This is a genomic window from Mesonia maritima, assembly GCF_042433895.1.
Lineage (GTDB): Bacteria > Bacteroidota > Bacteroidia > Flavobacteriales > Flavobacteriaceae > Mesonia > Mesonia maritima.
This window is the reverse complement of the sequence record NZ_JBHLUA010000003.1, coordinates 82,347-98,250: the sequence shown is the minus strand read 5'-3', so window position 1 is coordinate 98,250 and position 15,904 is coordinate 82,347. Positions and strand designations below refer to the sequence as shown.

Below are 15,904 nucleotides of genomic sequence, written 5' to 3'. Positions count from 1 at the left end.
AAAATTCTTATTAAAAATGAGTGCAGCTAATTCTGAAAAATATATTAAAAGTATCGCGGTTTTTTGCGCCAGTAGCGAAGGTAACGATGAATTTATTTATCAGCAATCCTATAAATTAGGAAAATCTTTAGCCGAAAAAAATATCGATGTAATTTATGGCGGAAGCAAACTCGGTTTAATGGGACAGGTCGCTAAAGGAGCTTTAGAAAACGACGGAATTGTTTTTGGCGTGATTCCCGATTTTTTAAAGCGAAAAGAAATTGTTCATACCGGTTTAACCGAATTAATTACCACCAAAGATATGCACGAACGAAAGTTAAAAATCCACGAAATTAGCGATGGATTTATTATGCTCCCTGGTGGTTTTGGAACTTTTGAAGAGTTTTTTGAAATCTTAACCTGGGCGCAATTAGGATTGCACCAAAAGCCAATCGGTTTGTTGAATTGTGAAGGTTATTATAACGACTTGTTATCGATGATGAACACCATGATGACCAAAGGTTTACTGAATCCTGAAAATATGGAATTGCTTGTAGTTTCAGATGAAATTGAAGATTTAATTAAAAAAATGCACGAATTCGAGCCGCTTGAAAAACCAAAATGGATGACCGAAGAGCAGACATGATTTTTTTAAATTATTTAAAAAGCGTCATTCTGAATTTATTTCAGAATCTCATTAACTGAATTACGAAATCCTTATGAGAACCTGAAACAAGTTCAGGTTGACGAAAGTAGAATTTCTATAGTCGTTTTAAGGTGAGAAATGCGAGTTTAAAATATTTATGAAAATAAAAAAGCTACATATAAAAAGTAAAAATTTTTCAGAACAACTTCGGTTTTTTGGGGAAGTACTCGAACTTCCTGTTCGAAAAATAAAAGAAACGGAAGCTGAAATAGCTATAGGTTATTCAAAATTAATCTTAGAAAAATCTTCAGAATTTACGCCTTATCATATTACGTTTCATATTCCGCCGAAAAAAATTGAAGAATCGGTAAATTGGTTAAAAAAGCGTGTGGAAATCCAATGTTTTGAAGAGGATGAAATCATCGACTTCAGCAGTTGGAATGCAAAATCGACTTATTTTTACGATAAAGATTTTAATATTTTAGAATTTATTTCGAGAGAAAAGCTTTTTGATGAGATGCTGAATCAAGTTCAGCATGACAAATTCAGTTCAACTCAAATTCTAGGTATTGCAGAAATCGGTTTGGCTACCGATGAAGTTCAATCTGCGTTTAATTTTTTAGCTGATAATTTTCAACTGAAAAAATACAGCGGCGATCTCGAAAAATTTTGTGCTATTGGCGATGATGAAGGTTTAATCATAAGCATCAACAAAAATAAAAAAGATTGGTTCCCCACAAATGATAAAGCTTTTGCTTCTCTATTTCAACTTCAATTTGAACAAGCAAAAAATACGTATCAATTTTCCTTTAAAAATAACATTTTAACTGTTTGCTAGCTATTTACTTTTATGAATATCGACCAAAAAATAATTTCCCTTCGAGAAGAATTACAAGAACATAATTACAACTATTACGTACTAGATCAGCCTGAAATTTCTGATTACGATTTCGATATGAAATTGAAAGAATTACAGGAACTTGAAGCAAAACATCCCGAATTTTACGACGCTAATTCTCCGACCTTACGAGTTGGAGGAGCGGTGACGAAAAATTTTGAAACAGTAGTTCACGATTATCGAATGTATTCGCTTTCTAATTCGTATTCAAAAGAAGAATTGGAAGATTGGGAAATTAGAATTAAAAAATTAGTCGATGGCGAAGTAAATTATACCTGCGAATTAAAATATGATGGCGCATCGATTAGTCTAACCTATGAAAATGGCGAATTGGTAAAAGCTGTAACACGAGGGGATGGAATTCAAGGTGATGATGTGACCAGTAATGTAAAAACCATTCGTTCGGTTCCGTTAAAATTAAAAGGAGATTTTCCACAACGTTTCGATATTCGTGGTGAAATTGTATTGCCTTACGAAGGTTTTGCGAAAATGAACGCAGAACGAGTAGAGCAAGGCGAAGAACCTTACGCGAATCCTAGAAATACAGCTTCAGGAAGTTTAAAATTACAAGATAGCGCCGAAGTTGCTAAGCGTCCGCTGGACTGTTTATTGTATAGTTTAGCCGGTGAAAATTTACCATTTACTACACAATTTGAAGGTTTACAAAAAGCTAGAGAATGGGGATTTAAAGTTCCTTCGGAAGCAGAATTGGCAAAAACAACCGATGAAGTTATGGCGTATGTAAATTATTGGGACGAGCATCGGCACGATTTACCTTACGAAACCGACGGGGTAGTGGTAAAAGTCAACAATCTGCAACAACAAGAAGAATTAGGATTTACCGCAAAATCGCCGCGTTGGGCGATGGCGTATAAATTTAAAGCCGAACAAGTTTCCACTATTTTAGAGAAAATCACCTATCAAGTCGGTAGAACAGGAGCAATTACGCCTGTTGCAAATTTAAAACCGGTACAATTAGCCGGAACGGTTGTAAAACGCGCTTCCTTGCATAATGCCGACCAGATCGAAAAACTGGATGTTCGCGAAGGCGATACTGTTTTTGTTGAAAAAGGCGGTGAAATTATCCCGAAGATTATTGGGGTAGATTTTAAACAGCGCGACCCAAATTCTGAACCAACAAACTATATTGAAACTTGTCCTGAATGCGATACAGAATTAGTTAGAAATGAAGGCGAAGCACTGCATTATTGCTTAAATGCTACGGGTTGTCCACCACAAATTATTGGTAGAATTCAGCATTTTATTTCGCGAAAAGCAATGGATATTGAAGGTTTAGGTGGCGAAACGGTTGCATTGTTGGTCAATGAAAAATTGATTGAAAATTATGCTGATTTATATGAATTGAAAAAAGAGCAAATTCTTCCATTAGAGCGAATGGCAGAAAAATCGGCTGAAAATTTAATCAATGGAATTCAGCAATCAAAAGAAATTCCATTTGAGCGTGTTTTATTCGCTTTAGGAATTCGCTATGTCGGCGAAACCGTTGCAAAAAAGCTTGCCAAACATTACAAAACCATTGAAGCGATTGAAAATGCGAGTCAAGAAGATTTAGAAAATGTAGATGAAATCGGAGAAAAAATTGCCGAAAGTGTAGTTGATTTTTTCAGTATCGAGAAAAACAGAAAATTAATTGAGCGGTTAAAAAATTACGGACTTCAACTGCAAATTTCTGAAGAAGATCTAGCCGGGCAAACCGATAAACTTTCAGGAAATACATTTGTGATTTCCGGTGTTTTTGAGCAAGTTTCAAGAAAAGACCTTAAGAAATTAATTGAAGATAACGGCGGAAAAGTAACGGGATCAATTTCAGCGAAAACAACTTATTTAGTCGCCGGTGAAAATATGGGTCCGAGTAAATTAGCCAAAGCCGAAAAAGTAGGAACAACAATTATTTCTGAAGCAGAATTTTTAGAAATGATCTTAAAATAAAAATAAAGAAACGTTTGATTCTATGCTGAAAAAAATACCATTTATTCTCATTTATAGTAGAATTTTACTTGCTATTATTATAGGAGTAATGACTTTTTTATCGATTGAAAATGCTTCAATTTATATTGTTTCGCTGATGATTTTAGGTTTGCTTACCGATGTTTTCGATGGAATTTTAGCACGAAAGTGGAACGTTTCTTCAGAAAAATTAAGAATACTAGATTCTAATGTCGATCAATTTTTTTGGATTGTAGTTATTGCTTCAGTTTTTTATGCGAATCAAGTTTTTATTATTGAGAATCTAGCTTGGATTTTAGCGATTGTAATTTTAGAACTAGCAACTTATGTTTGGAGTTATTTTAAATTCAAGAAATCGATTGCGACACATTCTTTACTAGCAAAAATCTGGACACTTTCGTTAGTTACTTTTTTAGTTGATTTAACATTAAATTCGTCGAGTTTTATTCCATTTTTTATTTGTGTAGTTTTAGGAATTATTTCCCGATTAGAAATTTTATTTATCATTATTTTCCTAAAAAAATGGACTACCGATGTTCCTTCAATTATAGCAGTTTCAAAGTTGAATAAAGGAATTCCGATAAAAAAGAATAAATTATTTAATGATTAATTTTTTTCTTCTAAAATAGATTTTCTTCTAAAACTAAATATTTAGTAAGATAAAAAGTTAGCAAGAAGCAAATTCCGATTATACTTACATTGGCTATCGCTCGAATTATCCAATTTTGGAGTGAAAAATTATGTTTTAAATGTTTGGTTATTAAAACTGCAATTCCCATTAGAAAGAACCAAATGCTGAAGAAAAATGAAGTTTTTCCGCGGAAAATTATGGTGACGATATCGTGAATCAATCCACAAAAAATAAAAGTAAATAGCAAAGCTATAGCAACAGGAAAAACCTTTTTTAAGGGTTTGAAAATGTATTTTCCTAAGTAAAAACCGAAAATCGGATTCCAATAATTCCAGAAAGTAGAAAAGTTTTTTGCGCCCAACGAACGGTAAAGGTTATTTGGTAAAGATTTAGAACTTCCCGTCGCAACACCATTTCTTTTCTTTATATATTCCGCTAAAGTCATTTTTAAGGTTGGTTAAGTTTTAAACCAAAATTGTAGCACCTTCCGCAGAAATATTATTTTCTTCATCGAAATAGAAATCGATTCTCCCTAAATTTATTCCTGCCCAACCGACTTGATTTACGAGTACATTTTTGTCTTCAGCGTTTTTGGTAATCGTGGGTTTTGGTAAAAAAGTATGGGTGTGACCGCCAATAATTAAATCGATATTTTTGGTTTGCGAAGCCAGTTTTAAGTCATCAATTTTAGCGGAATCGTAATGATAGCCTAAATGTGAAAGACAAATTACAAGATCGCATTTTTCATTTTCTTTTAAGGTTTTCACCGTTTCCTGAGCAATTTCAACAGGATTTAAATATTCAGTTTCTTTATAATTTTTTTTACTGACTAAACCTTCGAGTTCAATTCCGAGTCCAAAAACTCCAATCTTTATTCCTTCTTTTTTGAAAACTTGGTAATTTTTTATTTTCCCATTTAAAGCGGTGTTTTTAAAATTATAATTTGAATTTACAAAACTGAACTCAGCATTGGGAAGTTGTTTTAATAAACCTTCAATTCCATTATCGAAATCGTGATTTCCTAATGTTGCGGCATCGTATTTAAGTTTGCTCATCAATTTGAATTCAATTTCACCGCCGTAGAAATTAAAAAAAGGCGTCCCTTGAAAAATATCTCCTGCATCGAGTAAAAGCGTATTCGGGTTTTCTTTTCGAATTTTATCGATAAGCGTAAATCTACGTGAAACACCACCTAAATTTGGATACTTGGCGTGAGAAGCCGGAAATGGTTCTATATGACTATGAACATCGTTGGTGTGTAAAATTGTAATTTTTTTCTTCGGCTTTGCCGCTGTGAATGATGAAAGTAATGGAAAACCTGCAACGCCTGTTAAAATTCCTGCTGCGGTGGTAGTTTGTATAAAATTTCTTCTTTTCATCTTAATTTAATTTTATAAAACGTTCATCTCTTTTTGGCGCGATAGTATCGTGCTTTTTAAAGTAATCGATAAATAAATTCCGCAGTTTATAATCCATTTCGTAAATCGTGTCGGCTTTGCTGAAAAAATCCATATTATCTCCACCTTGTTGCAAATAATTATTAGTTGCGATGAGGTAATTTTTGGTGGAATCTAAGGGTTTGTTTTGGACTAAGGCTTTCTCGATTTCTCCATTTTCTTTTAAAATAAGTTGCATTCCAGCGATAGGATGCGCGACTTTATTTTCAGCTAAATAATTAAAAAGAGCTCGTATTGTGTTTGCGTTAAGTTGAACTACTACGGCTTCATTTTCAAACGGCATAATATCGTAAGCGGTTTTGGTGGTAATTTTTCCTTTGGCGATGGTAGATCGAATTCCGCCATAATTTAATAGCACGGCATCAAGCGTATCGTTTATACGTTTTAGTAGAATCGGGTTCAGCATTTCTTTAACAGCGTCGGCTTCCATATTTCCAATTGCTGTATTAAATTTTCCGTCGGTTTTATCCAAATCATAAGCCGCGTAAGCTAAAACCGAATTCATTTCTTTTTCAATATTTTCAGCAAAAGGCGCTATAAATTCGTCTAAAGATTCGTTGGAAGTTAACGAAGTATCGATTGCAATTTGTTCGCCTGTAATTTTAGAAACCTTTAAATTTTCTTCTTTACAACTAACGCCGATTAGCAGAAGAAGTGTGTAAAAAAATATTTTTTTCATCTGAAATAATTTTCATCACAAAGGTAAGAATAGATTTTTTGCCTCCTTAGCTGAAATAATTCCTTCTCGTAAATTTTAAGATTTATTAATGATAAAAAAATAAGTTTAGTTTGTAACAAACTCATAAGTTTACAGTCTCATTGAATAACAAAAAATGTTTTATGAAAAAGATAATTTATGCGGCGGCTTTTGCGCTGACTTTAATTGGTTGTAAGTCAACTCAAAACACCGGAAAAGACAAATTAATTCACGCTAATCTAGATTTAGTAAATGTTGAAGACGACAAAGTAATGGTAACGGTTGATCCCGGAAAATTTACTACCGAGGAAACAACTTTTTACATTCCTAAAACCGTTCCTGGAACTTATTCTACCGATAATTACGGAAAGTTTATTGAAAATGTAAAAGCTTTAGATTACGATGGAAATGAATTAAGCGTTACGAAAATTGATGAGAATTCATGGAAAATTAATAATGCTAAAGAGTTCGATAAAATTACCTATTGGGTAAACGATACCTATGATATTGAAGGCGAAGAAGGCGTTTTTTCTCCAGCGGGAACAAATATAACTGCCGGTAAAAACTTTATGCTGAATTTACACGGTTTTGTAGGATATTTTGAAGGCAAATCTGAAAATCCTTATAAACTTTCCATCAGAAGACCTGAAAATTTAATTGGAGGAACTTCGCTAAATAAAATTAGCACACCCACTGAAGATTATGTAACCGATGAATATTCGGTAGATCGTTATTTTCAAGTAACCGATCACCCGATTATGTACGCGGAACCAGACACTACAAGTTTCCAGTTACAGGGAATGAAGGTAAAATTGAGTGTTTATTCTCCTAACAATGTTTATGATGTAAACGATATTCGTCCGAAGTTAGAAGAAATGCTAAATGCACAAAAACAATTTTTAGGTGAAATAAACAACACCAATGTTTATGCTATTTTGTTGTATTTATCTGATGTTCAAAATCCTGATGCAAGAGGTTTTGGCGCGTTAGAACACCACACTTCAACAACTGTAGTTTTGCCGGAAAGTATGCAATTAGCACAGCTTAACGAAACGATGAAAGATGTGGTTTCTCATGAATTTTTCCACATTATTACGCCGCTAAGCGTTCACTCTAAAGAAGTACATTATTTCGATTATAACGACCCAAAAATGTCTGAGCATTTATGGATGTATGAGGGTGTAACAGAATATTTTGCAAATTTATTTCAAGTAAATCAAGGGTTAATCGATAATCAAGCATTTTACGATAGAATGTCAGATAAAATTCAAACTTCAAAACAGTTTGATGATACCATGCCATTTACCGTAATGAGTAAAAATATTCTTGAAGAAGAATACGAAGACAGTTACTATAATGTTTATCAAAAAGGAGCTTTAATCGGAATGGCGTTAGATATTCGCTTACGCGAATTAAGCAACGGCGAAATGGGTATTTTAGACTTAATGAAAAAATTAAGCGACAAATACGGAAAAAATAAACCTTTTGAAGATAAAGATTTAATTCCTGCGATCGTGAAATTAACCTATCCTGAAATTCAGACTTTTTTCGATAAATATGTAAGCGGAGAAACTCCAATTCCTTATGATCAATTCTTTGCGAAAGTTGGAATAGAAGAGAAGCAAACTGAAATGAATACCGGTTATTTATTAAAAGGTCAAGAACCTTACATTGATGGAAAACCTGAAACCAACGAACTTTATTTTAGAAACGGAATCAGCTATAATTCATTCTTAAAAGATTTAGGTGTAAAAGCTGGCGATGTAATTAAAACCATAAACGGAACAGCCTATAATATCGATAATGTTTACGGACTTATTGTGGCATCAAACGGCTGGAAAGAAGGAGATGAAATCATCATGACGGTTGAACGTGACGGCGAAGAAATGAAGTTAAGCGCAACAGCAAAACAACCTACAGATACTAAAACATCACTGCATGAAATGGATTTACCGGAAAATGATCCGCGTGTAGAGTTGAGAAAAGCTTGGTTAAAAAACTAATTATCAGCTATAATATTTCAGTAAAAAGCGGTATAATTTATACCGCTTTTTTTATGAATTTTCTTTAAGAATTCCTGTTAAAAAATCATTATTAAAATCACTACAGAAAACGTACATTTGCGCTTATAGAATAGCGGGAAATGTTTCAGCAATTAAAAAAATATACGGCTCAGAAAAAAGTAGCGCAAGGTTTGGCGTCACATCGACCGGTTTCTATAAAATCACTTCAGAAAGTAATAATTTTAACTACTGAAAAATATATTGAATTTTTAGAAATTTCTCGGTTAGCTTCAGCTTTAGAAATAGAAGAAAAGCAACTTTCAATCTTCGTTTTTTCAAAAGAAGATAAAACAGCAGAAAATTCAAAAGTTTTATTTTCAACTAAAAAAGAATTTGGGTGGAATGGAAAATTGAAAGAAGAAAGCAACGCGAAGAAAGTTCAAGCAGAAAATTACGATCTTCTAATTCATTATTTTGAAGAAGCACCGCAAGAATTATTATTATTAAGTGCGCTTACGCAAGCGAAGTTAAAAGTAGGTTTTCCCGTGATAGAAAATAATTTAAACGATTTAGATATTGCTGCAAAACCTAAAGAAAGTGAAGTTTTTATAAAAGAATTAAAAAAATATTTATCAGTTATAAATCTATAATAAGATGAAAAAATTAATAGGAACCGGAGTCGCGTTAATCACTCCATTTAAAGAAGATTTTTCAGTAGATATTCCGGCATTAAAAAAACTGGTGAATTTTCAAATAGATAACGGCATCGATTACATTGTTGTGCTTGGAACCACAGGTGAATACGCAACACTAACTGCCGATGAAAGAAGCATTGTAAAACAAACTATTATTGAAGAAACCAAGGGTAGAATTCCGTTAGTTTTAGGAATTGGTGGAAACAATACCGCAGCCGTAACCCAACAAGTTCAAGAAGAAGATACAAAAGGTTTCGAGGCAATTCTTTCAGTTTCACCATATTACAGTAAACCTTCACAAGAAGGAATTTACCAACATTTTAAAAAAGTGTCACAAGCGTCTCCGTTACCCGTCATTTTGTATAACGTTCCTGGTAGAACAGGTTCAAATATGTTGCCGGAAACCGTAGCGAGATTAGCAAAAGATTGCAGCAATATCGTTGGAATAAAAGAAGCTGCCGGAAATATAGACCAAGCCATGAAGATGATTGCACAAACGCCAGACGATTTTTTAATAATTTCTGGTGACGATATGATTACTTTACCAATGGTTTTAGCCGGTGGAGCAGGAGTAATTTCAGTAATTGCAGAAGGTTTTCCAAAAGAATTTTCTACGATGGTGAAATTAGGGTTAGAACGAAAAGTAGATGAAGCTTATAAAATTCATTACAAAATAGCGCCGGCGATCGATATGATTTTTGCTGAAGGAAACCCCGCCGGAATTAAATCGGTATTTAAACACCTAAACCTAGCGGAAGATCAAGTGAGGTTACCTTTAGTAAAAGCCAGCGATAATTTAAGCAAACAACTAAAAGCTTTTATCGATTCGCTTTAAAATGAAAAAAATAGAAATACTAAAACTTTCGCCTTGCCGTTGTAAACGAACTAAGGTTTAGTTTTTATAATACAATAGAATACAGTATTTTTGCCAGATGTTTTTAACTATGATGAGAAAAAGTAGCGTAGTAATTTTAATTGCTTTAATAATAAGCAGTTGTAGTCCCTATCAAAAAGTCTTAAAAAATGAAGAGATAAAGCCAAAATACGAAATGGCGGTAAAACTTTATGAAGAAGGACTTGAAACCGGAAAAAACAACCGCTTTAAAAAAACGCTTCAGTTATTAGAACAAATTTTGCCGCAATATCGCGGAACGCCGCAAGGAGAAAAAATTTCGTTCATTTATGCAGATTCTTATTATCAGTTAGAAGATTATTTTGATGCCGGTTACCAATTCGAACGATTTACAAAAGCCTATCCTACAAGTGAAAAAGCAGGAGAAGCCGCTTTTAAATCAGCTAAAAGTTATTACTACGTTTCGCCGCGTTACAGTTTAGACCAAACAGAAACGTATAAAGGAATCGAAAAATTACAAGATTATATTACACGTTATCCAGATGGAGAAAATGTAGCTGAAGCAAATACGTTGCTATCAGAATTACGTGAAAAATTAGAGAAAAAAGCCTTTGAGATAGCAAGACAATATTATCACATCGAAGATTACAAAGCTAGCATCGCGGCGATGGATAATTTTATTGAAAGCTACCCCGGTTCAAAATATATTGAAAGTGCGTATTTTCATAAATTAGATGCCGCTTATTTATTGGCGATAAACAGTTATCAGTATTTAGTAGAAGAACGTCTGGAAACAGCCAGCGAATATTATGAAGATTATGAGAAATATTATGCTGAAGGCGAATTTTCAACAAAAGCATCAGAAATTTCAGCAGATATCAATCAACGTTTAAAGAACTTTTAAGTTATATATGGTTATGGATTTAAAGAAAACAGAAGCGCCGGTGACAACCACCACAATCGACAAAAATAAGGTAGATGCTCCTACCGATAATATTTACGAAGCAATCTCTATTATTTCAAAAAGAGCAAGCCAAATAAATACAGAAATCAAAAAAGAATTATTAGAAAAATTAGACGAATTTGCTACGTATAACGATAGCTTAGACGAAATTTTCGAAAATAAAGAACAAATTGAGGTTTCTAAATTTTATGAGCGTTTACCAAAACCACAATCGCTAGCGGTACAAGAGTGGTTAGAAAACAAAATTTACTACAGAAACACCAAAACTTCTGAAGAGTAAATAATGATGTTGAGCGGCAAAAATATACTTTTAGGCATCACAGCCGGTATTGCCGCTTATAAGACTACTTATCTTGTGCGCTTGTTTGTAAAAGCCGGCGCGCAAGTTAAAGTAGTGATGACTTCCGATGCAAAGCAATTTGTAACACCACTTTCCCTTTCCACGTTATCAAAAAATGAAGTGATTTCCAGTTTTACCGAAGAAGAAGGTGAAGTATGGAATAATCACGTAGAATTAGCGCTTTGGGCAGATTACATGCTTATTGCGCCGGCTACGGCTAACACGCTTTCTAAAATGGCAAATGGCCATAGTGATAATTTTCTTTTAGCCACTTATCTTTCAGCAAAATGTCCGGTTTATTTTGCTCCCGCGATGGATTTGGATATGTACAAACATTCTTCCACAAAAGAAAGTATTCAGAAATTAGAGTCTTTCGGAGATAAAATGATTCCCGTAGGTTCTGGTGAATTAGCCAGCGGTTTAAGCGGAGAAGGAAGAATGGCAGAACCCGAAGAAATAATTTCGTTTATAGAAAACGATTTAAAAAAGAATGCGCCGCTTTTCGGAAAAAAAGTTTTAATTACTGCAGGACCAACATATGAAGCAATCGATCCAGTACGTTTTATAGGAAATCATTCTAGCGGAAAAATGGGTTATGCGTTAGCTGAAGAAGCTGCAAAACAAGGTGCTGAGGTTATTTTGGTGAGCGGTCCTACAGCTTTGTCGCTTTCAAATTCATCGATTAAATTGATTCAAGTTACTTCTGCGCAAGAAATGTTTAATAAGGTTCATGAATTTTATGCTGAAACCGATATTGTTATTGCAGCGGCAGCTGTTTCAGATTATAAAGCGAAAAAGATTGCGGATCAAAAAATTAAAAAAGCGGAAGAAAATCTTACCATTGAATTGGAAAAAAATCCGGATATCTTAAAATCGCTTGGTGAACAAAAAACGCATCAGTTTTTGGTAGGTTTTGCTTTGGAAACTGAAAATGAACTAATCTACGCGCGTGAAAAGCTGGAAAAAAAGAATTTAGATTTTATTGTACTGAATTCTTTAAATGATAAAGGAGCAGGTTTTAAAAAAGACACTAATAAAGTGAAAATTGTAAGTGAAAACGAAGTGAAAAATCTTCCACTGAAAAGCAAACAAGAAGTTGCCGTAGATATTATTCAAGAAATTGTGGAGCGAGTTTTGTAACTTAGTCAATAAATAAAGCTAGAATGAAGAAATTTTTATTAGGTGTTATATTTTTTGTTTCTGTGGTGCGATTGGCTTCTGCACAAGAAATTAATTGTCAGATTCAAGTAGCGGCACAACAAACGGGGAACACGCAACTTTCTATTTTTAATACGTTGCAAACTTCGCTTCAGGAATTCGTGAATGAAAATAATTGGACAAAATTAGATCTTGAAAATCACCAACGTATTAATTGTAGCATTTTTATAAATGTAACCGAGTATAATTCTAATAATTTCAAGGCAACAATACAAGTACAATCCTCACGACCAATTTTTGGATCAACTACCAGTTCGCCAATTTTCAATTTTAAGGATAATCAGTTTAACTTTACCTATACAGAATTTCAGCGCTTAAATTATAATCAAAATACATTCAGCTCTAATCTTGTTTCAACGATTAGTTTTTATATTTATACAATTTTAGGTTTAGATGCTGATACATTTTCACCACTTGGCGGACAAAAATATCACGAAGAAGCACGTTTAATTGTAAACACCGCGCAACAAAGTAGTAACCAAGGTTGGCGTGCAAGTGATGGAAATAGCTCTCGCTTTAAAATTAATTCAGATTTATTATCGAATAATTTTTCTAAATATCGTGAAGCACTTTATACGTATCATCGCGAAGGTTTAGATGTTTTTCATTCAGATTTAGAAGAAGGAAAAAAGAAAATTGTAGAAAGTATACAGATGTTGCGCGAGGTAAATAACCAGCGACCAAATTCTGTATTGTTACGAAGCTTTTTCGACGCGAAATCTAACGAAATTAAAAGTATTTTTAGTGGCGGTCCTTCGGTTTCTATAAAAGAAGTGGTAAATAATTTAAATAGTATGGCTCCACTTTACAGTAAAGAATGGAGTAAAATCACCTATTAATTTTCTTTTCTATTTTGATGTGGAAAGCAAAAATTTCCCCCGTATATTTACATTAAAAATTACAGAAAAATTTGCTTACTTCATTAACCATAAAAAATTTCGCTTTAATTGAAGACGTTCACATTCAATTAAAAAATGGTTTTACTACCATTACAGGAGAAACCGGAGCCGGAAAATCTATTCTTCTTGGAGCTTTATCGTTACTTTTAGGAAAAAGAGCCGATTTAAGTGCTATTCGAAATTCAGCTAAAAAATGTATTGTTGAAGGTATTTTTTCTATTGAAGATTATAAGTTGCAAAAGCTTTTCGACAAAGAAGAATTGGATTATGAAGACCAAACTATAATTCGAAGAGAAATTTTGCCTTCTGGAAAATCCCGAGCTTTTATAAACGATACACCGGTAACTTTGCAAAAACTAGGTGTTTTAGGAAATCAGTTAGTCGATATTCATAGTCAACATGAAACTTTATTTATCGGTGATAGCAATTACCAATATAGCGTAATTGATGCCTTAGCGGAAACAGAAGAATTATTAAAAAATTACAAAAGTTCTTATAAAAATCACCTTCAGCTACAAAAAAAGCTTGAAAACCTTAAACAGGAACAACAAGAAGTTGCTGCGACCTATGATTATAATCTATTTCTTTTAAAAGAATTAGAAGAAGCACAATTGGTTGAAGGAATGCAAGAAGAATTAGAAGCCGAATCACAAGCCTTAAATAATGTAGAATTATTGAAAGAAAATCTTTCGGCAGTAGTTTTTAATTTACAACAAGAAGAAATTGGGGCTTTAGAACGAATTCAGGAAATAAAATCGCGCTTACAAGCTATTGAAGATTTTGGTGAAAAATACGCGAGTTTGTTTGAAAGAATACAAAGCGTTTTAGTAGAACTGGAAGATATTTCGGTAGAAGCAGAGCGGTTACAAGATAATGTTGAAGACGATCCCGAGCGATTAGAATATATTAATGAAAAACTTCAGAAACTATATAATATTCAGAAAAAACATCAAACCGATTCTGTTTCAGAATTATTAGAAATTCAACAAGATTTACAAGAAAAAGTTGAAGCTTCAGAAAATAGCGAAGAGAATTTAGAACGAATTCAACAAGAAATTTCCGAAGCAAAAAAAGAAGTCCTTTTAAAAGGAAAAAATTTATTTGAAAAACGAAAAAAAGCAATTCCTACATTCATCAAACAAATTGAAGCGATTTTAAAAGAATTAGGAATGCCTGAAGCGCGTTTAAAAATAGAACTTGAGCTTTCAGAAAATTTCACTTCTCTAGGAACCGACGAAATGGAATGGAAACTGGCGGCAAACAAAGGAGGAAATTTTTCAAGTTTAAAAAAAGCCGCGAGTGGAGGAGAGCTTTCAAGAATTACACTGGCTATAAAAAGTATTTTAGCAAGTTACAGTCAATTACCTACTATAATTTTCGATGAAATTGATACTGGAGTTTCTGGAGAAATCGCTCAGAAAATGGGGAATATAATGAGTGAAATGGGAAAAGATTTACAAGTTATCGCAATTACCCATTTACCTCAAATTGCTGCGAAAGGAAACCAGCATTTAAAGGTTTACAAAAAAGCAGGTACCGAAGCGACTACAACAAATATTTTAACATTAGAAGAAAAAGATAGAATTCAAGAATTAGCAGAAATGCTCGGCGGAAAACAAAATTCAGATTCTGCAATTGCCCACGCAAAAGCCTTGCTGAACTAAGATTTGTTTTATTATCTTTACCGCATCAACTTACTAAATAATAAACTATGGCTTACAACCTACTAAAAGGAAAAAGAGGAATTATATTTGGCGCATTAGATGAAAATTCTATTGCTTGGAAAACTGCAGAACGCGTGCATGAAGAAGGCGGTTCGTTTGTATTAACAAATGCTCCTATAGCAATGCGAATGGGTTCTATTAAGAAATTAGCAGAAAAAACCGGCGCAGAAATAATTCCTGCTGATGCCACTAAAGTAGAAGATTTAGAAAATCTAGTTGAAAAAGCAACCGAAATATTAGGCGGTAAGCTTGATTTTGTACTTCATTCCATAGGAATGTCTGTAAATGTGAGAAAAGGAAATCATTACACCGACATGAATTATGCTTATACTGAAAAAGGTTGGGATGTTTCTGCAGTTTCTTTTCATAAAACAATGCAAGTGCTTTATAAAAAAGACGCGATGAATGAATGGGGAAGTATAGTTGCGCTTACATATATGGCAGCACAACGTGTTTTTCCAGACTATAATGATATGGCAGATAATAAAGCTTACTTAGAGTCCATAGCAAGAAGTTTTGGTTATTTCTTCGGAAGCGAAAAGAAAGTACGCGTAAATACAATTTCACAATCACCAACGCCAACTACAGCTGGACAAGGCGTAAAAGGATTTGATGGTTTTATAGCTTATGCCGATGAAATGTCCCCTTTAGGAAATGCAACAGCGCAAGAATGTGCAGATTATACCTTAACCTTATTTTCAGATTTAACACGAAAAGTGACTTTACAAAATCTTTATAACGACGGCGGATTCTCTAATATGGGCGTAAGTCAAAAAGTAATGGAAAGTTTTGTTAAGGAAAAATAAATAATAAACTTAAATCTTTAATTACAATAAATTTAAAAACCGCTTAAAAGCGGTTTTTTTGATACTTAAACATAATTTTATAAATTGTGCCGATTTTATTGAGATAATTAACTATAATTTAATAAC

16 protein-coding genes are annotated in these 15,904 nt (G+C 33.4%); 13 read left to right on the top strand and 3 right to left on the bottom strand.

Annotated elements, in window-relative coordinates:
* Positions 1-16 precede the first annotated feature (16 nt).
* The 4 genes from ACFFGL_RS01430 (at position 17) to ACFFGL_RS01415 (ending at position 4,101) form a co-directional block, all read left to right on the top strand.
* Complete coding sequence (locus ACFFGL_RS01430; RefSeq protein ID WP_309727244.1) at positions 17-625, top strand: LOG family protein; 609 nt, start codon at positions 17-19, stop codon at positions 623-625.
* Between the two features lie 157 nt (positions 626-782).
* Positions 783-1,463 carry a VOC family protein gene (locus tag ACFFGL_RS01425; protein ID WP_309727243.1) on the top strand — a complete coding sequence of 227 codons (681 nt, stop codon included), beginning with the start codon at positions 783-785 and terminating at the stop codon, positions 1,461-1,463.
* 12 nt (positions 1,464-1,475) lie between these two features.
* Entirely contained in the window at positions 1,476-3,473 is a 1,998-nt protein-coding gene (gene ligA / locus ACFFGL_RS01420; RefSeq protein ID WP_309727242.1) for an NAD-dependent DNA ligase LigA, read from the top strand.
* 22 nt (positions 3,474-3,495) lie between these two features.
* A complete protein-coding gene (locus ACFFGL_RS01415; RefSeq protein ID WP_309727241.1) occupies positions 3,496-4,101 on the top strand; it encodes a CDP-alcohol phosphatidyltransferase family protein in 606 nt (201 codons plus the stop codon).
* 10 nt (positions 4,102-4,111) lie between these two features.
* Here the strand turns inward: ACFFGL_RS01415 and ACFFGL_RS01410 are convergent, their stop codons facing one another.
* The 3 genes from ACFFGL_RS01410 to ACFFGL_RS01400 are packed head-to-tail and all read right to left on the bottom strand — an operon-like array spanning position 4,112 to position 6,258.
* Positions 4,112-4,567 carry a hypothetical protein gene (locus tag ACFFGL_RS01410; RefSeq protein WP_309727240.1) on the bottom strand — a complete coding sequence of 152 codons (456 nt, stop codon included), beginning with the start codon at positions 4,565-4,567 and terminating at the stop codon, positions 4,112-4,114.
* A 19-nt stretch (positions 4,568-4,586) separates the two neighbouring features.
* Positions 4,587-5,501 carry a bifunctional metallophosphatase/5'-nucleotidase gene (locus ACFFGL_RS01405; protein WP_309727239.1) on the bottom strand — a complete coding sequence of 305 codons (915 nt, stop codon included), beginning with the start codon at positions 5,499-5,501 and terminating at the stop codon, positions 4,587-4,589.
* 1 nt (position 5,502) lies between these two features.
* Complete coding sequence (locus ACFFGL_RS01400) at positions 5,503-6,258, bottom strand: 5'-nucleotidase (RefSeq protein WP_309727238.1); 756 nt, start codon at positions 6,256-6,258, stop codon at positions 5,503-5,505.
* 161 nt (positions 6,259-6,419) lie between these two features.
* On the opposite strand from ACFFGL_RS01400, the gene ACFFGL_RS01395 reads away from it, so the two are divergent.
* From ACFFGL_RS01395 to ACFFGL_RS01355, 9 genes are all read left to right on the top strand, one after another.
* A complete protein-coding gene (locus tag ACFFGL_RS01395) occupies positions 6,420-8,279 on the top strand; it encodes a M61 family metallopeptidase (protein WP_309727237.1) in 1,860 nt (619 codons plus the stop codon).
* Between the two features lie 140 nt (positions 8,280-8,419).
* A complete protein-coding gene (locus ACFFGL_RS01390) occupies positions 8,420-8,929 on the top strand; it encodes a DUF6913 domain-containing protein (protein ID WP_309727236.1) in 510 nt (169 codons plus the stop codon).
* Positions 8,930-8,933: 4 nt separating this feature from the next.
* Complete coding sequence (gene dapA / locus ACFFGL_RS01385; RefSeq protein WP_309727235.1) at positions 8,934-9,809, top strand: 4-hydroxy-tetrahydrodipicolinate synthase; 876 nt, start codon at positions 8,934-8,936, stop codon at positions 9,807-9,809.
* A 109-nt stretch (positions 9,810-9,918) separates the two neighbouring features.
* Entirely contained in the window at positions 9,919-10,731 is an 813-nt protein-coding gene (locus ACFFGL_RS01380) for an outer membrane protein assembly factor BamD (protein ID WP_309727234.1), read from the top strand.
* 13 nt (positions 10,732-10,744) lie between these two features.
* Positions 10,745-11,071: a DNA-directed RNA polymerase subunit omega gene (locus ACFFGL_RS01375; protein WP_309727233.1), complete on the top strand. Its 327-nt coding sequence runs from the start codon at positions 10,745-10,747 to the stop codon at positions 11,069-11,071.
* Positions 11,072-12,271: a bifunctional phosphopantothenoylcysteine decarboxylase/phosphopantothenate--cysteine ligase CoaBC gene (gene coaBC / locus ACFFGL_RS01370; protein ID WP_309727601.1), complete on the top strand. Its 1,200-nt coding sequence runs from the start codon at positions 11,072-11,074 to the stop codon at positions 12,269-12,271.
* Positions 12,272-12,294: 23 nt separating this feature from the next.
* Positions 12,295-13,188, top strand: coding sequence for a type IX secretion system protein PorD (gene porD / locus ACFFGL_RS01365; RefSeq protein WP_309727232.1), 894 nt, complete (start codon positions 12,295-12,297; stop codon positions 13,186-13,188).
* Between the two features lie 71 nt (positions 13,189-13,259).
* Positions 13,260-14,912 carry a DNA repair protein RecN gene (gene recN, locus ACFFGL_RS01360; RefSeq protein WP_309727231.1) on the top strand — a complete coding sequence of 551 codons (1,653 nt, stop codon included), beginning with the start codon at positions 13,260-13,262 and terminating at the stop codon, positions 14,910-14,912.
* Between the two features lie 47 nt (positions 14,913-14,959).
* Positions 14,960-15,778: an enoyl-ACP reductase FabI gene (locus tag ACFFGL_RS01355; RefSeq protein WP_309727230.1), complete on the top strand. Its 819-nt coding sequence runs from the start codon at positions 14,960-14,962 to the stop codon at positions 15,776-15,778.
* Positions 15,779-15,904: the final 126 nt, after the last annotated feature.